Source organism: Micromonospora avicenniae (genome assembly GCF_900156065.1).
In the GTDB taxonomy this organism is placed as follows: domain Bacteria; phylum Actinomycetota; class Actinomycetes; order Mycobacteriales; family Micromonosporaceae; genus Micromonospora; species Micromonospora avicenniae.
In genome coordinates this window covers 412,658-432,358 of the sequence record NZ_FTNF01000004.1, presented here as the reverse complement: position 1 = coordinate 432,358, position 19,701 = coordinate 412,658, and the positions used below count along the sequence as shown (strand labels likewise).

Below are 19,701 nucleotides of genomic sequence, written 5' to 3'. Positions count from 1 at the left end.
GTCTCACCTCCGTCTGGCGCCACTGCTGACGTCAGTTCTGTCGCCCGTCCGGGCGGGGATGGTCCGGGGCGGGACCTGTTGCCGGTCCTGCCACGGGCTCGCGGGCAGGGAGTGCATGATGGCGCCCTGGACGACCCGGTTGACCTCACCGCCGGGGAAGGGGTTGTCGGGGGTGAGCCCGAGCGCCAGGGAGAAGTGCAGGCCGATCAGCTGAGCGCAGATCACGGCGGGCAGCACCAGCGCGGCGTCGTCCACGTCCTCGAGACCGGGCAGCGTCCAGGCGTTCTTCCGGGCCGGCTGCCCGGGTCGGCAGCCGACGGTGACCAGGTTCCGCTCCGGGACGACCCGCCGCAGCTCGGCCACCATGTCGCGGTCGTACCGGCTGGTGTACGGGTCGTTGGACTCGTAGCTGACCACCAGGGTCTCGTCGTTCAGCACGGATTTCGGCCCGTGCCGGAAGGCGAGCGCGGACTCGGCCAGGGCCACCACCCGGCCGGCGGTCAGCTCCAGGACCTTCAGGGCGGACTCCCGAGCCAGTCCGTGCAGGGTGCCGCTGCCGAGGTAGACGATCCGGGAGTAGTTGCGGGCGGCGAGGTCGGCCGCCGCGGCCGGCCGGCTGTCCAGGATCCGCTCGGCGGCGGCGGCGAGCCGCTCCACCAGCTCCTCGTCGGGGCCGCCGAGGGCCAGCAGCCCGGCGAGCACCATGCCCGTGAAGCTGGAGGTCATCGCGAAGCCCCGGTCGTTGGCCGCTTCGGGCAGCAGCAGCACCTGCCCGGTCGGCGTTTCCGCGTGCCGCGCGGCGAGCCGACCGTGTGCGTTGCAGGTCACCACCAGGTGCCAGCACTCGGTCAGCACCTGGCTGGCGAGCTCGGTGGCGGTGACGCTCTCCGGGCTGTCACCGGAGCGGGCGAACGACACCAGCAGTGTCGGGACGTTCTCGGCGAAACAGGCCAGCGGGTCGGCCACGATGTCGGTGGTGGCGACGGCGTCCACCCGCCGGCCCAGCGATCGCCGCAGCGACGGCGCCAGCACCTCGCCGACGTACGCGGAGGTGCCCGCTCCGGTGAGGACGATGCGCAGGTCGGGCCGTTCGAGCAGCGGCTTCAGGAACGCTGCGTTCGACGCTTCCGACTCCACCGCCGACCGTCCGATCTGACGCCACACAGCCGGCTGCTGGGCGATCTCGCGGCTGGTGTCGAGGGCGCCGCGCCGGCGCAGCTGGTCGACGTCGTGGCCGAGGAGAGTGCTCATGCGGCCCGCCCCCGTTCGGACGGGACGGCCGCGCGGCGGTAGCCGCGCAGGACGTCGCGGACGCGGTCGAGGACGAGCTCGACCGGATGGTTGTCGAGGACGCCGGCGCGGACCCGCTGGTACTGGTCGGGCAGGTACTGGCTGAGCAGCGGCAGCGGGATGTCCCGCTCGGCCAGGTTCTCGAGCAGCCGCCGCTCGGCGGCCTGGATCTGCGGGTCCGGCCAGTAGTAGCGCATCCGGTCGCTGTAGCTGTACCGCCGGGCCAGGCGCTGCTCGGCGTCGGCACCGGTGTAGTACTTCGCCCAGTGCCCGGGCTCGGCGAGCATCCGCTGCTCGACCACCTCGGGCAGGCGCGAGCGGTCGGGCTCGGGAACGAGTTCGGTCTCGATCGCGGCCAGCGCGAAGAGGGCCTCCCGCAACGCGAAGGTCAGACCGGGCCCGACCTTGAGCACGGCCCAGTGATCCTCGACCAGAGCGACGAGTCGCGGGACGGTCTGGTAGTCGGTGGAGTGGGCCTCGAAGACCATCGTCGGCTCGTCGTCCAGGACCTGCTGGAGTTCCTTGCTGCGCTCCCGGTCGTAGTCGACGACCCGGAGGTGGTCGAACTCGACGCCGGGCTGGACGACCAGGGCCATCACCTGCGGCCACACGTGGTCGAGGCCCCGTTCGGCGAAGGCCCTGCGGTGCTGGTCCAGAGTGCGGCGGGCCGAGTCGGCGGTGGTGGGCCGCAGCTGCTCGATCGTCTCCTCGGCGCCGCCGGGGACCGGGACCTCGGTGCCGATGACGTACCGGAGCTCCCCGGCCCGCCCCATCGCGGCGGCGGTCCGCTCGGCGACGGCGAGCATGCGGGCGGCGCGGGCGGCCATCACCTCGTCGGTCAACGGGGTCCGGTCGTCCGCGCAGGGGTAGCTGCAGTCAAGGTGGATCTTGGTGAAGCCGGCCTCGACGTACGCCGCCACGAGCACATCGACGCGCGCCATGGCCTCCTCCGCCGGCAGCGAGCGCCACCGGTTCGGCCCCAGGTGGTCGCCGCCGAGCACTACCCGCTCGCGGGGGAGACCGGCCCGGTCGGCGGCCTCGTGCACCAGGTCGCGGAAGTCCGCCGGTCGCATACCGGTGTAGCCACCGTCCTGGTCGACCTGGTTCGAGGTCGCCTCGATCAACACCAGGTCGCCGTCTTCCCGGGCCTGGACCATCGCGGCCTGCAGGACCAGGGGATGGGCGGAGCAGATCGATGTGATGCCGACCGATCTTCCCCGTTTGTGTAGGGCGATGACGGTGTCGAGCGGGTTACTCACGGGGCGGTTCCTCCTCCTCGCCGTTGCGAAGCTGGTAATGGACCCTACTGGTATTCCCCTTGGCCAGGCTACTGTCTAATTGGTATGTAATTTGGTCTGCTTCAGGGTCGGTCAGCGGCCAGGCGGTGGCCCCGCTCGACAGTGGAGGTCCAGATCCTCGGCACCGGCGCGGCCGGTCCGGCCCGGGGGCGGTGGCGGCCACGACGCCGACGCCGGAGGGGTTCGAGGCGCCCATGCGCGCGACCTCAACGGGCTGGGCGTGGTCGCGGCTACCTCAACGGGCTGGTTGTGGTGCGGAGAAGAGCGAGTCGCCGCCGGCCCCTACCGGGCCTCGACGAGAGTGGCGGCAGCACCGACGCGGGGCATGCCCGCCGCCCGGGCGATCCATCGCGCCCCGCCGGCGGCTGAGGCGCCGACGGCGCGAGATCAACTCGACAACAGGTCGGGGCATCCGTCGACCTGGACACCCCGATGTCAAGGAAGTCGTGTGCCCCGACCCTGAGCGGTGCCGAGGACGAGGTCGATCAGGCGGGATTGGTGATGGAGGCCCGGAAGCGGTAGCGGTCGCCGCGGTAGACCTGGACGGTCAGCTCGATCGGGCGGCCCGCCTGATTGAAGGTCAGCGTGGTCGCCACGAGCATCGGCATGGTGTCGCCGATCTCGAAGAGCTCCATCTCTCGAGGCGTCGGGTGCCGGGCTTCGCACGAGTAGTCGGCGACGCGCGGCGTCTGCGGCGGGTCCGCCGCGCGGAGGGTGGCGTAGAGCGAGGCGGTGTTGAAGTCGGTCTCGGCCAGGGCCGGGCAGGCCGTCAGCGGGAGCCGATTGTGCTCGAGTACGACCAGCAGGCCGTCGAGGAAGCGGAGCCGGTGGAGTTCGAAGAGGTCGGCGCCGGGTGCGATGCGGAGGTCTTCGGCCTCGGACACCGTCGCCGGGCGAACCGTGGCGGAGAGGACCCGGCTGCTCGGCGTGAGGCCGTTGACGCGGGCGAAGTCGGCGAGGCCCTGCACTTGGGGGGTTGCCTCGGTGGCGGCCGCCGGACCGGGGAGTTGGTCGAGATCGGCGACGAACCATCCGCGTGTCGACGACGGACGCACGATGCCGCGCGACTCCAGATCAGCGAGGGCGGCTCGCAGTGTCACGCGGGAGACGGCGTATCGAGCCGCCAGCGCTCGCTCGGAGGGTAGCCGGTCACCTGGGTGGGCGGCGGTGGCGCGCAGGTCGTCGAGCAGCTGCTTGGCGGTTCGCTCGTAGAGGGGAAGCGCGTCGTCGGCGAACAGGCCACGGGGCATCCGCGTCCTCGCAACAGTCATACCAGCCAACCATACCAGTGCGATCGATCTCTTGAGCCGGACACCCAGGTCCGGTGCGCCGCCCCGCTCCGAGCCGCAGTGAACGAACCAAAAACTACCGGGAACCGGCCATTGACAAGCCAAGAATATACCACTTACGTTCGTCGGGCAGACCATCCGACGCTGAATGGGGAACGCCATATGCGTGAGCTTCTGCTCGGCCTCGTCGCCACCGGTGGCGCGGACCCGCATTTGGTATCCCTCTGGTCTGCTTCGTGACTTCGGTGGTGAACGAGGCGGGCTCGTCGCAGTCCTTGGCCGATCCCGTCTCGCTCTTGATGGAAGCGATGTCGAACCAGGTCGACCAGCACTCGCGGCCGGCCGCATCGGCAGCCGTCGGCCCTGCGTGGCCCTGTCCTCGACCCGGCAGTACGGATCGGCACGTTCGAGGTGCACCCGATCTTGATGTTCCACAGCGAAAGCGACCGGCGCGACCCGGTCGTAGAGCTGCGTGACGAGCCCGAAGGGAGTCTGACATGAGCAACATGAAGCGGCGGACCATGTTGAAGGTGGCACTGGGGGGTGCCGGCCTGACCGCCCTCCCTGCCGTGACGGGTGTGGGCGCCACCCCCGCAGCAGCCACGCCGAACCGTGGTCCGAACGTCGTCGGCGTCGGCGACACCTCCATCACCGTCGAGTTCGACGACAAGCTGCACAGCCGGGTGGCCCTGAAGGACGTCGACGTCACGCGCTTCGACGCCAGCGAAGTCTTGCTGCTGGGCGACACGACGATCGACGACTTCACCTACCGCGGACACGAGACCCGTAAGACCAGCCATCACCGACACGGCGCGGGCGTCCAGGTGACCATCCAGGGCGACTCCCGCAGCGGCGTACGGAAGACGGTGGAGCTGACCTCCTTCCAGCGCCTGACCGGCATGATCGTGATGCGGGTGACCTACACCAACAGGTCCGGGGCCGCGCTGAAGGTCACCGGGTGGCGCAGCGGCGCCCACGAGATCCTGGCGAAGCCGGGCGGCTTCTACACCTTCTCCGGCACCACCCACGAGGACCGCCGCGACTGGGTGCAGCCGGTGACGGACGGGTTCGAGCAGAAGAACTCGCTGGGGATGGACTCCTCCGACTACGGAGGCGGCACGCCTATGGCGTCCGTCTGGCGTTCGGGCGGGGGCATCTCCGTCGGGCACGTCGAACCCGTGGCGAAGATCCTGCGGCTGCCGGTTCGCAAAACGGCCGTCGGGGCGAGCATCGCCGTCGAGGGCGACACCGTCCGTACCCTGAAGCCGGGCCAGCGGCTGACCACCGAGACCACGTTCCTGACCGCCCACTCGGGTGACTACTTCGTGCCGCTCCAGCGTTACCGCGACTACATGAGCGACCTCGGCCTGCGCGCCCCCAAGACGCCGAAGCCGGCCCTCGAGCCCATCTGGTGCGCCTGGGGTTACGAGCGGGACTTCACCGTCGAGCAGGTCATCGGAACGCTTCCCAAGGTGCGTGAGGTCGGCCTCAAGTGGGCGGTGCTCGACGACGGCTGGCAGACCAACGAGGGCGACTGGGACCTCAACCCGCAGAAGTTCCCCCGGGGCGAAGCGGACATGCGCGCCTTCACCAAGCAGATCCGGGACGCCGGCCTGCGGCCGCGTCTGTGGTGGGCCCCCCTCGCGGCCGACCCCGAGAGCAACCTGTTCAAGTCCCGCCCCGACATGCTGCTGCTCGACCGCGACGGCAACAAGCAGGAGGTGACCTGGTGGGACGCCTACACCCTCTGTCCGGCGTACCAGCCCACCGTGGACTACTTCGTCGCTCAGGTGAAGAAGTTCATCGGTGACTGGGGTTACGAGGGGCTCAAGATCGACGGCCAGCACCTCAACGGGGTCACGCCCTGTTACAACCCGGCGCACGGGCACGCCCGCCCCGAGGAGTCGACCGAGGGCCTCGCGCAGTTCTGGCGCGCCGTCCACGAGGCCGCGCACGAGGAGAACCGCGACGCGGTCATCGAACTCTGTCCCTGCGGCACCGCCTTCGCCTTCCACAACCTGCCCTACATCGACCAGTACCCGGGCTCGGACCCGACCTCGTCCTACCAGGTCCGGACGAAGGGCAAGACGATGAAGGCGCTGATGGGACAGGGTGCCAGCTACGCCGGCGACCACGTCGAGCTGAGCGACAACGGCAACGACTTCGCGTCCAGCTACGGCGTCGGCGCCGTCCTGTCGACCAAGTTCACCTACCCGGCGGGCCCGGACGACGAGAACGTGCTCACCCCGGAGAAGGAGGCGCTCTGGCGCAAGTGGGTGAGCCTGTACAGCGAGAACATGCTGCCCACCGGTGAGTACCGGGGCGAGCTGTACGACATCGGTTTCGACAAGCCCGAGGCGCACGTCGTGGCCAAGGAGAAGACCCTGCACTACGCCTTCTACGCCGACCAGTGGAATGGCGCGGTGGAGTTGCGTGGTCTGGGCCGGGGCCGCTACCGCCTGACCGACCCGTTCAACGGCGTCTCCCTCGGTACGGTCGACGCCAAGCACAACACGATCAAGCTGACCTTCGAGAAGTTCCAGCTGGTCGTCGCCGAACCCATCGGCTGAGCTATCCGTCGGCGTGGAGATCGCCGCAGGCGATCTCCACGCCGTCCGCCGTTGCTCGTCACGGGGCGACGGCGGCCGCCACCAACTCCGCGATCTTCTTCTCGACCGCCGGGCTCCAGCTCTGGAGCGCGTACGACACCGGCCACAGGTCCCCGTCGTCGAGCTTGGCCGCGTCCTGGAACTCGAGCGTCGAGTAGCGGGTGTTGAACTTCCCCGAGTTCTTGAAGGCAACGATGATCTTGCCGTCCGCGTTCGCGTAGGCGGGCATCCCGTACCAGGTCTTCGGCGACAGCTGCGGAGCGGCCGTGGTCACCGTCGAGTGCACCCGCTCGGCGAGCGCACGATCCTCCGGCGCCATCTTCGCGATGCTGTCGAGAGCGGCTTGCAGCTCGTCGGCCTTCTTGGCGCCCTTCTTGCCCTGGGCGCGCAGCTCGGCGGCACGTTCCTTCATGGCGGCACGCTCGTCGGCGCTGAATCCGGAGTCGGTCGTGGAAGTCGTCGCGGGCATTCGCGCTGCCTTTCGGTCCTCGGGCTCGGCGACATGCCGGCCGTCTGAATAGGAAGGCTAGGCCCGACGGCTCCCCGGTGCTTCTCGATTCCTGACCGGATCGGGCCGTCCTGGCTGGGGGACCCGTAGGTGTCGTCGTTCGGCCAGTTCCTCCGCGCTGACCACGGTGAGTACCGGGCTGCCGGGCGGCGCGAACATGGTCACCACCAGCTGGGACTGCGCGTCCGGAAGATTGTTGCCGCCCTGGTAGTGGATCACGTCGCCGCCGGGCTCGAAGAGGGCGTCACCGGCCTTGAGTACCCGGGGCGGCTGCCCTTCCAGCTCGAAGAGGATCTCGCCCTGCGTGACGTAGCCGAAGAGTGGCCCGGGGTGCCGGTGCGGCGGCGCGCCGGGATCGCCGGGCGGCAGGGTGACCCGGATGGTTCTGGCCTCGGCGCCGGCCGGGATCCGGGCCGGCGCCTCCGGCAGGGTCGCGATCACCTCGACGCCTGGGGGCAGGTGTGCGTGCTCGGCGCTCATGTATTCCTCCATCCGGGCTGTTCATGAACAGAGACCGGACGGTCGCCCTGTTTGTGACGGCCCTACGGGACCAACCTGTTCGTGGCCCCGGGCCGACTGGCGGTGCTCGGCGGTGGGGGTCAGGCGGACGGCCCGACCCCCACCGGCCGGTGCGGCTCGGTCAGCCCAGGTACTTCTCCCACGGGCCGGTGATGGCCAGGGTGAGGCCGGGGTCCTGCATGTTGACGAAGAGCACCTTGCCGTCGGCGCTGAAGGCCGGCCCGCAGAACTCCGAGTCGTTGAGCTGGTTACGGGCGATCGCGTACGTGGGGCCGCCCGGGGTCGCGCTGAGCACGTGGGAGGCGCCCGTGCCGTCCTCGGCGAGTACGAGGCTTCCCCACGGGGTGACGGTCACGTTGTCCGGGCCGTCGAAGGTGAGGTCGTTGTACTTGACCGGCGTACCCTCCTCGGACTGGGTCTGGTGCGGGAAGTACGTCACCAGCTGGATGGTCTGGGCCCGGTAGTCGTAGAACCAGACCATGCCGTCGTGCGGGGCGGCGTCGGCCGGGAGGTCACCCTCGTCCCAGGCGTAGGAGTTGACCACGTAGACGCCCTCGTCGGTGCCCCACACACCCTCGAACTTGCGGCCGCGAGTGACCTGGCCGTCGGTGAACTGCTCGCGTACCGGCGTGGTCCGCGCGTCGCGGTCGGGCACCTCGATCCACCGCACGGGGAACGGGCGGCCCAGCTGGGCGGAGGTCAGGTAGGCGACGTCGGGCAGCACCGATCCGTCGTCCATGATGATCTGCATCGCGGCGAGGACGCCGGCGTTCGGAGCGAGGCCGGTGAGCACACCGGGACCGAGCTTGACGCCGTGCGGCGCGGTCCAGCGGTAGAAGAGGCCGTTGGGTCCGTCGGCGTCCTCGGAGAGGTAGATCCTGGTGCGGTCCTTGTCGACCGCCAGGGCCTCGTGGGAGTAGCGGCCCAGGCACTTGATCGGCCGCGGGTCCGCGCCACCGTCGGCCCGGACCTCGAAGACGTAGCCGTGGTCCTTCTGGAAGACGCCGGACCGGCCGCCCTCCGCCCACTTGTCGCCGGCCCGGTCCTCGGTCTCCTCGCAGGTGAGCCAGGTGCCCCAGGGGGTCGGTCCGCCGGCGCAGTTGGCGACGGTGCCGGAGAGGGCGACGAACTCACCGAGGTTCCGGCCCGCACGGTCGGTCCTGATCACGGTGCAGCCACCGGCGTCGACGGCGCCCGCGTCGTAGACCGTGCCCTTGACGTGCGGTACGCCGAACTCGGCGCCCGGGTCGATCTCGTGGTTCTGGATCAGGGTGTAGCGGCCGTGGCCGCCGTCGTAGACGGCCATGCCGTCGTGCGAGGACGGGGTCAGGCCCTGGCCGCGGTCGAGGCGGGTGACACCGGTCCGGGTCACGATCGTGTAGCTGAAGCCCTCCGGCAGGGCCAGGATGCCCTCGGGGTCGTCCACGAGCGGCGGGAAGGGCACCCGGCCGGATCCGACCGGCGGGCGGGTCCCGCCCGGGTGGGCCTGGGCGAGGGAGGGGAAGGCGCCGGCGACGGCGATGCCTACACCGGCGGCGGCGCCGCCGGCGAGGAAACTACGACGGGAGGAAGGCACGTGGATCAGCTCCTGGTCGAGACAAGTGCGACGAGTTCCAGCCAACTCGCGCGCATGTACACCGACGCGTCACTCATGAGATCGGTCGGTGACATCGGAGTGAAGAATCAGGGCCACGGACGCATCGCTCAGGCGGCGCCGTACGGCCCGTGACGCTCCGATCATCGATCCGGGGGCGGCTGACCCGACCGGATTCACTTTGACAGGGCTGGCTAATCGTATTAGCTTTTAGCTAACCGAGTTAGCCAGCCCTCTGGAGGCTTTCCATGACCGAGTACCTGACCGTCGACTCCGGCACCCTCGCGTACGAGGTGACCGGCGCCTCCGGACCGCTCGTCGTGCTCGCCCACGGCATGGGTGACAGCCGCGAGGCGTACCGGTTCGTCACGCCACGCCTGGTGGACGCCGGCTACCGGGTGGCCGCGGTCGACCTGCGCGGTTGCGGCGAGTCGAGCGCGCAGTGGCCCTCGTACAGTCGCACCGACATCGCCGGCGACCTGCTCGCGGTGATCCGGCACCTCGGTGGCCCGGCCGTGCTGGTCGGCCACTCGATCTCCGGCGGAGCCGCCACCATCGCGGCCGCCCAGGCACCCGACCTGATCACCGGCATCGTCGAACTGGGTCCGTTCACCCGCAAGCAGTCGATCAAGCTGGGTGACCTGCGGGTCGGCCGCTACCGCAACGGCATGCTCCGGCTGCTCGGCACCGGCCTGCTGGGCAGCGCGTCGCTCTGGCGCAGCTACCTCGACATCGCCTACCCCGGCAAGAAGCCGGTCGACTGGACCGCCCGGACGGCCCGGATCGACGCCATGATGCGCGAGCCCGGCCGGATGAAGGCGATGCAGAAGATGGGCCAGTCGACGCCCGCCGACGCCGGAGCGCAACTGGGGAACGTACGCTGCCCGGTGCTGATCGTCGAAGGCTCGCTCGACCCGGACTGGGCCGACCCGCGGGCCGAGGGTGAGGCGATCGTGGCCGCGCTGCCGGCCGGGCTGGGCCGGCTGGAGATGATCGAGGGCGCGGGTCACTACCCGCACGTCCAGTACCCCGACGAGGTGACGTCCTTGCTGCTCACCTTCCTGCGGGCGAACACCCGTGTCTAGGGTCGATCTGGCCGCAGTCGTCGCAGCCGGAGCCGCTGCGTCGTCCCGGTTCCTCAGACGAGCAGACGCTCCCGCAACCTCGCGCCCAGGTTGAACCGGCCTATCGGCTGAGAGCTGGTCGGATCGTGCACGTCGAGGGTGTTGTTGCGGCGCATCAGCTCACGAACCGGAGGTGGCAGCCGGGGTGGGTCGTCCATCGCCGCGAGAACCTGGCCGGCGCTCGTGATCAACCGATCGACCAGGGTGGCCGCGTCGGTGTCCACCCGCACCCGGCCGTACTCCCAGCCGGCGGTGGTCAGGTCGAGCACCTCGAACACGCGGGTGACGAGCGGATTCGGGTCGGCGAGCCGGTCGAGCCGGGACGCCCGGCCGCCGAGCACGGTGACGGCGGCCGCGACCTGCGCGTACGGGTGGAAGCCGGACGGCAGCGTGAACAGTGGCCACCGCAGTGCCTGACCGGCCTCCTTCCACAGCGGCCGGTAGTTCCGGCGGTGCACCAGGAGCCGGCGGCCCGTCCGTCGGTGGATCTCGTGGGCCTGGGCCTGCAGGTCCGCGTGGGCTTCGTCGGCGACCTGGCTGACGATCCGGGCGGCCACCACCAACCCGTCGTCACCGTCGAGCATTCCGGTGACTGCCTCGACCTGCTCGGGAAACCGGACCTGCGCGCGGGCTCCGTACCGGTACTGGATGTCGCGTAGCAGCGCCTGCTGCCGCTCCGGATCGAGTTGGACCCGCCCGCCGCCCAGCAACCGCCGGAGCCAACGCATTTCGCCTCGTTTCAGCAGAACCATGCCGGACCGCGGCAATGCTAGTTCGTCCCACCTCCCTTGTGTCCCGCGGCATCGCCTGACGCGCATCTCGCATTCCGGCCACCTGCCGCCCGGCGGATGGCAGGGTGGATCCGTGGACAGGAAGCGTGTCGACGGTTGGATCGCCGCCTATGAACGGGCGTGGCGGACGCCGGGCACGGACCCGCTGGTCACGCTCTTCACCGCGGATGCGACCTACCGGCAGGGGCCGTACTGGACGCCCGTCGTCGGCCTGCCGGCCATCGCCCGGATGTGGGAAGAGCAGCGCAAAGGTCCCGACGAGGTGTTCCAGCTGGCCAGCGAGATCGTCGCGGTCGAGGGCGACACCGCGGTGGCACGCCTCGAGGTCCGCTACGGCGACCCGGTCGACCAGGAGTACCGGGATCTGTGGATCATGCGGTTCGCTGAGGACGGACGTTGCCGGTCGTTCGAGGAGTGGCCGTTCTGGCCGGGACAACAGCCGGCGAACCCTCCCGACCGACCGTGAGCCGTTCGTTGCGGCGCTCATTGCAGGGTGAGCGGGGTTTCGGACTCGAGGCGGGACAGCTTCTCCGGGTTACGGACGTAGTAGATACCGGTGACCAGAGCGTCCTCGATCCGTAGCGCGGCGACGCCGTCGATCTCCCCGTCGACGCGGAACAGCAGCGCCGGGCTGCCGTTGATCACGGTCGGTTCGGTGGTGAGCGTGCCGCCGACCTTCCGCATGCTGCCGAGGAACATCCGGATCGCCTTCTCCGCGCCGACGATCGGCCGCAGCGCGGCCTGTCTGACGCCGCCACCGTCGCTGACCACGACCACCTCGGGCGCGAGCACGTCGAGCAGGTCCCGCAGGTCGCTGGTCTCGACCGCGCGCTGGAAGGCTTCCAGCGCCGCCCGCATTTCGCCCGGGGAGACCACCGTGCGGGGGCGGCGGGCATCGACGTGCTGCCGGGCGCGATGCGCGATCTGGCGTACGGCCGCCGGGCTCTTGCCGACGGCCGCCGCGATCTCGTCGTAGCTGACCTCGAACGCCTCGCGCAGCACGAAGACGGCGCGCTCGGTCGGCGAGAGCGTCTCGAGGACGAGCATCATGGCCATCGACACGCTCTCGGCCAGCTCGACATTCTCGGCCGTGTCCGGCGCGGTGAGCAGCGGCTCGGGCAGCCAGGGACCGACGTACGCCTCCTTGCGCCGCCGCATGCTGCGCAGGCGGTTGAGCGACTGGCGGGTGGTGATCCGGATCAGGTAGGCACGTGGGTCGCGTACCTGACCCAGATCGACCTTCACCCACCGCAGCCAGGTCTCCTGCAGTACGTCCTCTGTGTCGGCCGCCGATCCGAGGATCTCGTAGGCGACGGTGAAGAGCAGGTTTCGGTGGGCTACGAAGGCTTGCGTCGCCGGGTCACCCGCGTGGTGGCTCATCTCGGCACCTCTCTTCAGGCCGGCCGGCTGGTGACCGTCGGCGCCTCGCCGGCCTCGGCGCGCCGCAACTCCTGGCGCTGCCGGTCCTTGAACCAGAGATTGCGCGACCCGGGTCTACGCGCCTCCTGCCTCAACTGCCAGACGGTGCTCCTGCACACGGCCTCCTTCATCATCGCGATGGGCCGGCCGCCGTGGAAGAACAGCCCGGTCGCGGTGTCGTCCCTCCTGGCGTACTGGATGATCCCGGCGCGACGTCCCAGGCTTATGCACTCGCCGAAGAAGCCGACGTCGAAGGCGGCGGGCGGTTCGCCGGCGAGCCGGCTCAGCACCGTCTCGGCGGCCTGCGGGCCCAGCTGCACCGCGGACTGGCAGCTCATCCGCACCGGCAGGTTCGATGGTGCCGCCGAGTCTCCGGCCGCGACGACGCGCGCGTCGTCCACGCTCGTGAGCGTCTCGTCGGTGAGCAGGCGGCCCAACGCATCCGTGCTCAGCCCGCTGCGGGCGGCCAGGTCCGGCACGCCGAACCCGGCGGTCCAGATGGTCAGGCCGCTGGACAACTCGCGGCCGTCGCCGAGTTGGACGGCATCAGCTGTCACGCCGGCAACTCTGGCACCTGGGCCCTCGATCACGGTCACACCGAGCTTGGTGAGCCGCCCGGCCACCGAGCGCCGGGCACGCGGATGCAGGTACGGCCCGAGCACCTCTCCGCATACGATGGTCACCTTCCGGCCCAGCTCCGCCAGTTCGGAAGCGGTTTCAAGGCCGGTCGGCCCGGCTCCCACCACCGTCACCGCGGTTGATGCCGGCGCGGCGTCGACGACCGGCCGCAGTCGCCGCGCCTCCTCCAGGGTGGCGATCGGGTAGGCGTGCTCCGCCGCGCCGGGCACGCCCGGGTCGGCGCTGCCGCTGCCCACGGCGTAGATCAGGTAGTCGTAGTCGAGGGTGCCGCCGCTCGCCAGGGTGACGCGACGCCCGGTCGCGTCGATCCGGGTCACGGTGTCGACCACCAGCCCGACGCCGCCGGCAAGGATCTCCTGGTAGTCCATGACCGCGTCGTCCGACCCGCCCACGAGTTGGTGCAGGCGGATCCGCTCGACAAAGGCCGGGCGGGGGTTGATCAGGGTCACCGCCACGCCGTGGCGCCGGGTCAGGCGGTTGGCCGCCATCACGCCGGCGTACCCGCCGCCGACCACTACGACATTGGTGTTCTCAACCATGGCCTCTCCTCCGTGAAGGTGTGGCCTTAAGACACCGCGCGTACGGCGGTCTGTGACACGGGTGAGCCAGATCACTCGCCGAGCCGACCCGTGAGCAGACGGGCAGGACGATCCGCGGATCGGCCGACGACGGGCCGGCGACCCTGCGAACGGACGACACCCTGATGCCGGTTCACGACCAGTTGAGACGTCGGCGCAGGAGGGATCGTTCGGCCGGGTTGGTGCTCAGGGCGAGGGCGAGTCCGTCGGCGGCCCGTGCCTGGTCGGTGTCACCGAGGTCGCGGAGAAGTTCGGCGCGAGTGGCGTGGAAGAGGTGGTGGTGGCTCAGCGCGCCGGCCAGGCGATCAACTTCGGCGAGCGCGGCTGCCGGGCCGGCGACGAAACGTAGCGCGATCGCCCGATGGAGTCGGGTGACCGGTGACGGTGCGAGGTGCAACAGCATGTCGTACAGCACCGTTATCTGGGTCCAGTCGGTGTCCTCCCACCGGATGGCTTCCGCGTGACAGGCGACGATCGCTGCTTGCAGCTGGTATGGGCCTGGTCGCTGCTGTGCCGCGGCGCGGGCGATCAGCCGGCTCGCGTCCGCGATGGCCCGGCGGTCCCACAACGATCGATCCTGGTGTTGGAGCCGCACGATCTCGCCGCCGCGGTCGAAGCGGGCGCCGGCCCTGGCCCGGTGCAGCCGGATCAGGGCGAGCAGACCGGTGACCTCGGGCTCGGTGGGCATGAGCTGATGCAGCAGCGCGGCGAGGAACTCGGCCTCGTCGGCGACGTCGTGAGACTGGGGCTGGTCGCCGCCGGTGGACAGGTAGCCCTCGTTGAACAGCAGGTAGATCACGGCGAGGACTTCCGCGAGGCGGTCGCCGAGGTCCTCCGGGGAGGGGACACGGTACGGGATGGCGGCGTCGCTGATCTTTCGTTTGGCGCGAGTGATGCGCTGGCCGACGGTGCTCTCCGGAACGAGGAACGCTTTGGCGATCTGTGCGGTGGTCAGCCCACAGACCACCCGGAGGGTCAGGGCGATCTGAGCGGCGCGAGGCAGTGCCGGGTGGCAGCAGGTGAAGATCAGCCGTAGCCGGTGGTCGGGCTGCGGCTCGGCCGGCCACGGCACCAGGGCGAGCTTCTGCCGGTGACGATGCTCGCGGCGGAGGTGGTCGAGGCCACGGCGGCGGGCCACGGTGTACAGCCACGCGTCCGGTCGGTCCGGGATGCCCTCGGCGGGCCAGTGCGTCAGGGCGGCCTCGACAGCTTCCTGTACGAGATCTTCGGCGGCGCTGAAGTCGCCGACCAGATGGACGAGGGACGCGGCGAGCCGGCCCGCATGGTCGCGTACCACGCGGGCGAGCTCGGCGTACGTCGGCTGGGTCAAGCGGCGATCGGCCGGATCTCCACCACGGGGCAGGCCGGCCACGACTTCGCCACGCGCAGGGCCTCGTCGAGATCGGCCACCTCGATCTCGGCGTACCCGCTGATGATCTCCTTGCCTTCGACGAACGGTCCGTCGGAGACCAGTGGCTCGACCCGGTCGAGCCGCAGCGTGGTGGCGGTGTCCGGCGGCAGGAGATGGGAGTGGTGGGTGATCTTGTCGTGGTGGTCGGCGAACCACTGTCGCACGCGGTCGTAGGCGCGTCCGCGCTCGGATTCATCCATCGCGGCCAGGTCGGCAGCGAACTGCTCGGTGTCGACGAACATCAGCACGTACTTCATCGTTCCTCCGGTCGGTCCGATGCGGACAGGGTGACCATCCGCCTGGTCAACTCCTCGTCCCGCTCACCGTAAAGCTGGTTCCCCTTCGTAGGGTCTTCACCAGTCAGACGACCGCCGAGCGGCCGGATCCGACAGCCTGCCGGAACTTCTCAGGCAGGAGCAGCCGGGCTGACACCCGCAGGAGTCGGTCCCCGCGGTGGTGCTGGTGAGGGCTGGGGCGCAGCAGGCGTCGCCGTGCCAGGCTTCCCGGCCTTCCTTAACGGCTGCGGCCGCGATCACCAGCGCCGCTACCGGGTCGGCCCAGGACCAGCCGAACAGGCTGCTCAAGCCCAGACCCACGAGCAGCGCCGCGGACAGGTAGGTGCACAGGAGCGTCTGATTCGAGTCGGCGACCGCGGAACGGGAGCCGAGCTCGCGGCCGGCTCGCCGTTGGGCGTAGGAGAGTGCGGGCATGATCAGCAGCGAGAGCGCCGCGAGGACGAGCCCGACGCTGGAGTGTCGCGGGTCGGCGTCTCCCACCAGTGCGCGCACCGACTCGACGGTCACGTAGGCGGCCAGAGCGAAGAACGACACCGCGATGACGCGCAGAGCGACCTTCTCGCGGGCCTCCGGGTCCCGGCCGGCGAACTGCCATGCCACCGCGGCGGCCGATGACACCTCGACCACCGAATCAAGACCGAACCCGATGAGTGCCGTGGAGGAGGCGAGGGTGCCGGCGGTGATCGCGACGACGGCCTCGATCACGTTGTAGGTGATGGTTGCGGCCACGAGCAGCTGGATCCGGCGCGCCAGCACCGCCCGCCGGACGGGGGAGGGGCCGAGCACGGGTAACTGGCGTGACGGGGAGGCCATCAGCAGCAGCCTTCGGCATCGGCGTCGGGGCAGGCTGCCGGATCGACGGCCAGCACGAGACCCAGAAGGTCGCCCAGGGCGTGGGCGAGGCGAGGATCGGCGAGCTCGTAGCGGGTGCGCCGGCCTTCTGGGGCGGCCACGACGAGTCCGCAGCCGCGCAGGCAGGCGAGGTGGTTGGAGAGATTTTGTCGCGTGGTGCCCAGCAGGTCGGCGAGCTCCGCAGGGTAGCCGGGTGCTTCCCTGAGGGCGAGGAGCAGGCGCGTGCGGATCGGGTCGGACAGGGCGTGGCCGAATCGGGCGAGCACCTGCCCGTGCGTCAACGTCTCCACGGCCAGACAGTACATCGTGCGATGTACTAACCCGGATGCGTGTCGCATTCCTGATCGTCGGTGCGGTTCTGCGCGGCTACCACCAACGCGCCGGGGACGGCGACGTCGCTCAGCGGGCCCGCTTCGTCGCCCGCTTGCGGGGCGGCGTCAGCAGGTCGGCTATCTGAGCGATCGCCGACGGCACCAGACGGTAGTACGCCCAGACGCCGCGCTTCTCCCGCTCGAGCAGGCCGGCCTCGGTGAGGATCCGGAGGTGGTGACTCACGGTCGGCTGGGAGAGCCCGAGCGGCGCGGTGAGGTCACTCACCGAGGCTTCGCCCTCCGGATTGGACTGGATGAGGCTGAGCAGCCGCAGTCGGGCCGGGTCGGCGAATGCCTTGAGCACTCCGGCGAGGCGTTCGGCATCGGCACGTTTGATCGGCTCCCCGGCAAGCGGCGACATCGCAGGCATGGCGGTTTTCGCAGGTACCACGCCGTCCATCGTTACACCGACACCATCGGCAAGTCGGTGGAACCGGGACCCGTACCCCGATGGCGGTCGCGGAACCGGCTTGTGCAGGGCAGAACCCAGCTTCGGTAGGCGTCCCCGCGGGGTCGTGGGCTTGTCGGCGTACCGCCCGCAGCAGGGATCGCGGGTGCGCCAGGGCTGTGCCGGCTCGGACGTCTGAACCGGCCGCCGTCACGGGCGCGTCGGGTCGTGAACGAGGGTGGCCAGGACTTTGGATAATTCAAGATCAAATAAAGAAAATCAAGTTGCTGATGTTGACTCGTTAAGAAAGTCAAAGTACAACTGAAGCGCAGGCGTCGCCGAGGTTGAGGGAGTCGAGGGTGGACTGGCAGGAGCTGACGGACCTGACGCGCGGGCAGCGGTTCGTGGTCGAGCGGGTCCGCCTCGCCGGCGCCGGCGTCGTGGTCGAGGGTCAGTTCGAGCCGCCGCAGCTGGCCCAGCTCGGCGTCGACGACCAGGTGTTCGTTGCCGCGTTCGTACGGTCGCACGGTTCGATCAAGGAGATGGAGCGGATCTTCGGGGTGAGCTACCCGACGATCAAGTCCCGGCTGAACCGCATCGCCGAGCACCTCGATTTCGTCGACACCGATCCGGCACCCACCGGCGCCGACGTCGTCGGCCGCCTGCGGCGGGGGGAGATCAGCGTCGAGGAGGCGCTGGCCGAGCTGGAGAAGTCGCGGTGATCCCGCAGTTGGTGACGGTACGCCATCGCCGTCCCGACGGCCGCTGGCGGCGGCTCTACGTCCCGGTCCTGCCGGTAGTGCTGGTGCTGTCGCCGCTGCTGCTGCTCGTCGTGCTGGGCGTGCTGGTCGCCTGCCTCGCCTTCCGGATCAGCCTGCTGGGCGCGCTGCGTGGCACCGGGCACCTGTTGTGGGCGCTGCCCGGCGCCCGGTTCGAGATCGAGGACGGCCGGACGGCCGTGCTGGTGAGCGTCAGATGAGTCGGAGGGGAGAAGCGACGATGAATGAGCAGCGCCGCCAGGTCCTGCAGATGCTGGCCGAGGGCAAGATCACTGCGGACGAGGCCGAGCGGCTAATCGACGCCCTCGAACGGGAACAGCCCGCGTCGCCGCCGGGAACCGCGCCCCGCGCGAAACCCCGACCCAAGTACCTGCGCGTGGTGATGAACTCGGAAGAGCACACCGGCGACGGGCCGAGCCGGGTCAACGTCCGGGTGCCGCTGCAACTGCTGCGCGCCGGGGTCCGGCTCACCAGCCTCGTCCCTCCGCAGGCGCTCGCCCGGGTGAACGTCAAGCTGCACGAGTCGGGGGTGCCGATCGACCTCACCCAGCTCAAGCCGGAGCACATCGAGGACCTCATCGAACATCTCGACGACCTCACCGTCGACCTCGACGACCCCAGTGCCAAGGTGCAGGTGTTCTGCGAATGACACCGCCACGGATCCCCGCAGGCCCGGATGACGGCCGGGGCTGGCGGCGGTCAGGAAAGGCGGCGGGAGTGAATCGCGAGCAACGAACGCAGTGGCGCCGGGTCCGCAGCATCGAGCCCCCGCTTCGGCAGTACGAGCATCGACCCTCCGCGCCGCTCCGACGCGAGCAGGACGAACGATCGATCCGTCTCGACATGGAGCGGGTACTGCGCCCAAAGTGTCGTGGACTCTCCGGTGGCGCTACGGACGTGGATCCCGCCCTCGGTGAGCGTGGCCTGCATGGGCTGGGACAGCCCCGGATTGCCGCGCATGATCTGCCGCACCGACAACCGGTAGATCCACGAACCGTTGGAGACCCGGCGTAGTAGGACACTGAACCCGGCGGCAGCGAGCACCACCACGACGAAGAAGACGGCCATCCCGATGAGGGGACCCGCCGCCAGGTCCCCGGACAGCGCGGAGGAGACGAAGACGACGGCGATCACGGCAGCCGTCAGGAGAGTGCTCAGCCACCGTAGATACCAGGGACGCGAGATCCTTCGGGTCTGAGCGACGAAGCCGTCAAGCAGGTCGTCCGACGTGAGCGTGTAGCGCAGCTGCACCGGGTCGGCCGTCACATTCTCCGAGGGCATGGCGGAGAAGCATACTGACCCCGCGCACCCGCGCGGAGCGGGCACGACGCTGCCGGGGTTTGGCGACGACTGATCCTGGTCGCCGGGCAGTCCCGGGACGGCGGGCCGTCGCACGGATGGGCGCGTCAGCGTGCCCTCCCCGAGGGACCGCTCGCCGGTCGAGCAGTAACGCATCCGCCGTACGCATCGACGGGCGGCAGAGCGGGCGGGCGTCGATAATGGCAAGAGTGCCGCCCGCCTTCGTCCTGCACCACCACCGCAAACCACGACCGCACTTCGACCTGCGGCTCGAGGAGAATGGTGTGCTGCGCTCCTGGGCGGTACCGCGGGGGCTGCCGGACGATCCCAGCGACAACCGGCTCGCGATCGCCGTGCCCGACCACCACCTTAATCACCTCACCTACGAGGACGCCGACAAGTCGATCGCCGACATCGGCACGTGGGAGGAACACGACCGCACCGAGCGCCGGATGCTGTTCACCTTGCACGGCCGTACCGGCCCCCGGCGATACGCGCTCATCCGCACCGGCGAGGGGTGGCTGCTCCACTTGACGAAAGAGCAGCCCTCGGACGAGCGCGGATAGCGCCCCGCATCTTCTGGAGCGCCTCAGAATCTGCGCTGAGCCCGGCGACGACGGGACCGCTGGGCTCTGCTGCTGTCTGGA

At 70.0% G+C, this 19,701-nt stretch carries 23 protein-coding genes; 8 read left to right on the top strand and 15 right to left on the bottom strand.

Annotated features, from left to right (window positions below; genetic code table 11):
• Nucleotides 1-3: 3 nt before the first annotated feature.
• From BXA10_RS09650 to BXA10_RS09640, 3 genes are all read right to left on the bottom strand, one after another.
• Nucleotides 4-1,251 (bottom strand): SIS domain-containing protein, encoded by a 1,248-nt coding sequence (locus tag BXA10_RS09650; RefSeq protein WP_076469898.1) that lies wholly within the window; start codon nt 1,249-1,251, stop codon nt 4-6.
• Nucleotides 1,248-2,549 (bottom strand): D-tagatose-bisphosphate aldolase, class II, non-catalytic subunit, encoded by a 1,302-nt coding sequence (locus BXA10_RS09645; RefSeq protein WP_076469896.1) that lies wholly within the window; start codon nt 2,547-2,549, stop codon nt 1,248-1,250. The genes BXA10_RS09650 and BXA10_RS09645 overlap by 4 nt, the downstream gene beginning before the upstream one ends.
• A 524-nt stretch (nt 2,550-3,073) precedes the next feature.
• On the bottom strand, nt 3,074-3,859 hold the full coding sequence (locus BXA10_RS09640; RefSeq protein ID WP_076469894.1) for a GntR family transcriptional regulator: 786 nt from the start codon (nt 3,857-3,859) through the stop codon (nt 3,074-3,076).
• A gap of 515 nt (nt 3,860-4,374) precedes the next feature.
• Here BXA10_RS09640 and BXA10_RS09635 point away from each other — a divergent pair.
• On the top strand, nt 4,375-6,447 hold the full coding sequence (locus BXA10_RS09635; protein ID WP_076469892.1) for a glycoside hydrolase family 36 protein: 2,073 nt from the start codon (nt 4,375-4,377) through the stop codon (nt 6,445-6,447).
• 58 nt (nt 6,448-6,505) lie between these two features.
• On the opposite strand, the gene BXA10_RS09630 is transcribed toward BXA10_RS09635, so the two are convergent.
• From BXA10_RS09630 to BXA10_RS09620, 3 genes are all read right to left on the bottom strand, one after another.
• The gene (locus tag BXA10_RS09630) at nt 6,506-6,955 is read right to left on the bottom strand and encodes an iron chaperone (RefSeq protein ID WP_076469890.1); all 450 of its coding nucleotides are present in this window, start codon (nt 6,953-6,955) and stop codon (nt 6,506-6,508) included.
• 57 nt (nt 6,956-7,012) lie between these two features.
• Nucleotides 7,013-7,474 carry a cupin domain-containing protein gene (locus BXA10_RS09625; protein WP_076469975.1) on the bottom strand — a complete coding sequence of 154 codons (462 nt, stop codon included), beginning with the start codon at nt 7,472-7,474 and terminating at the stop codon, nt 7,013-7,015.
• 160 nt (nt 7,475-7,634) lie between these two features.
• A complete protein-coding gene (locus BXA10_RS09620) occupies nt 7,635-9,089 on the bottom strand; it encodes an alkaline phosphatase PhoX (RefSeq protein WP_076469888.1) in 1,455 nt (484 codons plus the stop codon).
• Between BXA10_RS09620 and BXA10_RS31410 the strand changes: the two genes are divergently transcribed.
• Together BXA10_RS31410 and BXA10_RS09615 are read left to right on the top strand one after the other, a co-directional pair.
• Complete coding sequence (locus tag BXA10_RS31410) at nt 9,090-9,242, top strand: hypothetical protein (protein ID WP_175649151.1); 153 nt, start codon at nt 9,090-9,092, stop codon at nt 9,240-9,242.
• Between the two features lie 113 nt (nt 9,243-9,355).
• The gene (locus tag BXA10_RS09615; protein WP_076469885.1) at nt 9,356-10,192 is read left to right on the top strand and encodes an alpha/beta fold hydrolase; all 837 of its coding nucleotides are present in this window, start codon (nt 9,356-9,358) and stop codon (nt 10,190-10,192) included.
• Nucleotides 10,193-10,245: 53 nt separating this feature from the next.
• On the opposite strand, the gene BXA10_RS09610 is transcribed toward BXA10_RS09615, so the two are convergent.
• Entirely contained in the window at nt 10,246-10,959 is a 714-nt protein-coding gene (locus tag BXA10_RS09610) for a hypothetical protein (protein WP_076469883.1), read from the bottom strand.
• A gap of 136 nt (nt 10,960-11,095) precedes the next feature.
• Here BXA10_RS09610 and BXA10_RS09605 point away from each other — a divergent pair, with 136 nt between their 5' ends.
• Complete coding sequence (locus tag BXA10_RS09605; RefSeq protein WP_076469880.1) at nt 11,096-11,488, top strand: YybH family protein; 393 nt, start codon at nt 11,096-11,098, stop codon at nt 11,486-11,488.
• 17 nt (nt 11,489-11,505) lie between these two features.
• Here the strand turns inward: BXA10_RS09605 and BXA10_RS09600 are convergent, their stop codons facing one another.
• The 7 genes from BXA10_RS09600 to BXA10_RS09570 form a co-directional block, all read right to left on the bottom strand.
• Nucleotides 11,506-12,402, bottom strand: coding sequence for an RNA polymerase sigma-70 factor (locus BXA10_RS09600; RefSeq protein ID WP_076469878.1), 897 nt, complete (start codon nt 12,400-12,402; stop codon nt 11,506-11,508).
• A gap of 14 nt (nt 12,403-12,416) precedes the next feature.
• On the bottom strand, nt 12,417-13,619 hold the full coding sequence (locus BXA10_RS09595) for an NAD(P)/FAD-dependent oxidoreductase (protein WP_076469875.1): 1,203 nt from the start codon (nt 13,617-13,619) through the stop codon (nt 12,417-12,419).
• A 172-nt stretch (nt 13,620-13,791) separates the two neighbouring features.
• Nucleotides 13,792-14,988 carry an RNA polymerase sigma factor gene (locus tag BXA10_RS09590; RefSeq protein ID WP_076469974.1) on the bottom strand — a complete coding sequence of 399 codons (1,197 nt, stop codon included), beginning with the start codon at nt 14,986-14,988 and terminating at the stop codon, nt 13,792-13,794.
• Nucleotides 14,985-15,326: a YciI family protein gene (locus BXA10_RS09585; protein ID WP_076469873.1), complete on the bottom strand. Its 342-nt coding sequence runs from the start codon at nt 15,324-15,326 to the stop codon at nt 14,985-14,987. The genes BXA10_RS09590 and BXA10_RS09585 overlap by 4 nt, the downstream gene beginning before the upstream one ends.
• A gap of 96 nt (nt 15,327-15,422) precedes the next feature.
• Nucleotides 15,423-16,178, bottom strand: a complete 756-nt coding sequence (locus tag BXA10_RS09580) for a cation efflux transmembrane domain-containing protein (protein WP_076469870.1) — start codon at nt 16,176-16,178, stop codon at nt 15,423-15,425.
• The gene (locus BXA10_RS09575) at nt 16,178-16,513 is read right to left on the bottom strand and encodes an ArsR/SmtB family transcription factor (protein ID WP_076469973.1); all 336 of its coding nucleotides are present in this window, start codon (nt 16,511-16,513) and stop codon (nt 16,178-16,180) included. The genes BXA10_RS09580 and BXA10_RS09575 overlap by 1 nt, the downstream gene beginning before the upstream one ends.
• Nucleotides 16,514-16,616: 103 nt before the next feature.
• Complete coding sequence (locus BXA10_RS09570; RefSeq protein WP_139337945.1) at nt 16,617-16,958, bottom strand: ArsR/SmtB family transcription factor; 342 nt, start codon at nt 16,956-16,958, stop codon at nt 16,617-16,619.
• 377 nt (nt 16,959-17,335) lie between these two features.
• Here BXA10_RS09570 and BXA10_RS09565 point away from each other — a divergent pair, with 377 nt between their 5' ends.
• The 3 genes from BXA10_RS09565 to BXA10_RS09555 are packed head-to-tail and all read left to right on the top strand — an operon-like array spanning nt 17,336 to nt 18,404.
• The gene (locus tag BXA10_RS09565) at nt 17,336-17,698 is read left to right on the top strand and encodes a DUF2089 domain-containing protein (RefSeq protein WP_076469865.1); all 363 of its coding nucleotides are present in this window, start codon (nt 17,336-17,338) and stop codon (nt 17,696-17,698) included.
• Nucleotides 17,695-17,955: a hypothetical protein gene (locus BXA10_RS09560; RefSeq protein ID WP_076469862.1), complete on the top strand. Its 261-nt coding sequence runs from the start codon at nt 17,695-17,697 to the stop codon at nt 17,953-17,955. Before BXA10_RS09565 ends, BXA10_RS09560 begins: the two co-directional genes overlap by 4 nt.
• Nucleotides 17,956-17,975: 20 nt before the next feature.
• Nucleotides 17,976-18,404, top strand: coding sequence for an SHOCT-like domain-containing protein (locus BXA10_RS09555; RefSeq protein ID WP_076469860.1), 429 nt, complete (start codon nt 17,976-17,978; stop codon nt 18,402-18,404).
• Between the two features lie 50 nt (nt 18,405-18,454).
• On the opposite strand, the gene BXA10_RS09550 is transcribed toward BXA10_RS09555, so the two are convergent.
• A complete protein-coding gene (locus BXA10_RS09550) occupies nt 18,455-19,036 on the bottom strand; it encodes a YcxB family protein (protein ID WP_139337939.1) in 582 nt (193 codons plus the stop codon).
• 218 nt (nt 19,037-19,254) lie between these two features.
• On the opposite strand from BXA10_RS09550, the gene BXA10_RS09545 reads away from it, so the two are divergent.
• Nucleotides 19,255-19,620 carry a DNA polymerase ligase N-terminal domain-containing protein gene (locus BXA10_RS09545; RefSeq protein ID WP_076469854.1) on the top strand — a complete coding sequence of 122 codons (366 nt, stop codon included), beginning with the start codon at nt 19,255-19,257 and terminating at the stop codon, nt 19,618-19,620.
• The last annotated feature ends 81 nt before the right edge of the window (nt 19,621-19,701 follow it).

Bases quoted from the DNA above. Each gene is read 5' to 3' on its own strand.
- BXA10_RS09610 (WP_076469883.1), bottom strand. From the start codon at position 10,959: ATGCGTTGGCTCCGGCGGTTGCTGGGCGGCGGGCGGGTCCAACTCGAT.
- BXA10_RS09585 (WP_076469873.1), bottom strand. From the start codon at position 15,326: ATGAAGTACGTGCTGATGTTCGTCGACACCGAGCAGTTCGCTGCCGAC.
- BXA10_RS09595 (WP_076469875.1), bottom strand. From the start codon at position 13,619: ATGGTTGAGAACACCAATGTCGTAGTGGTCGGCGGCGGGTACGCCGGC.
- BXA10_RS09650 (WP_076469898.1), bottom strand. From the start codon at position 1,251: ATGAGCACTCTCCTCGGCCACGACGTCGACCAGCTGCGCCGGCGCGGC.
- BXA10_RS09550 (WP_139337939.1), bottom strand. From the start codon at position 19,036: ATGCCCTCGGAGAATGTGACGGCCGACCCGGTGCAGCTGCGCTACACG.
- BXA10_RS09630 (WP_076469890.1), bottom strand. From the start codon at position 6,955: ATGCCCGCGACGACTTCCACGACCGACTCCGGATTCAGCGCCGACGAG.
- BXA10_RS09635 (WP_076469892.1), top strand. From the start codon at position 4,375: ATGAGCAACATGAAGCGGCGGACCATGTTGAAGGTGGCACTGGGGGGT.
- BXA10_RS09625 (WP_076469975.1), bottom strand. From the start codon at position 7,474: ATGAGCGCCGAGCACGCACACCTGCCCCCAGGCGTCGAGGTGATCGCG.
- BXA10_RS09600 (WP_076469878.1), bottom strand. From the start codon at position 12,402: ATGAGCCACCACGCGGGTGACCCGGCGACGCAAGCCTTCGTAGCCCAC.
- BXA10_RS09615 (WP_076469885.1), top strand. From the start codon at position 9,356: ATGACCGAGTACCTGACCGTCGACTCCGGCACCCTCGCGTACGAGGTG.
- BXA10_RS09555 (WP_076469860.1), top strand. From the start codon at position 17,976: ATGAATGAGCAGCGCCGCCAGGTCCTGCAGATGCTGGCCGAGGGCAAG.
- BXA10_RS09640 (WP_076469894.1), bottom strand. From the start codon at position 3,859: ATGACTGTTGCGAGGACGCGGATGCCCCGTGGCCTGTTCGCCGACGAC.
- BXA10_RS09580 (WP_076469870.1), bottom strand. From the start codon at position 16,178: ATGGCCTCCCCGTCACGCCAGTTACCCGTGCTCGGCCCCTCCCCCGTC.
- BXA10_RS09570 (WP_139337945.1), bottom strand. From the start codon at position 16,958: ATGCCTGCGATGTCGCCGCTTGCCGGGGAGCCGATCAAACGTGCCGAT.
- BXA10_RS09545 (WP_076469854.1), top strand. From the start codon at position 19,255: ATGGCAAGAGTGCCGCCCGCCTTCGTCCTGCACCACCACCGCAAACCA.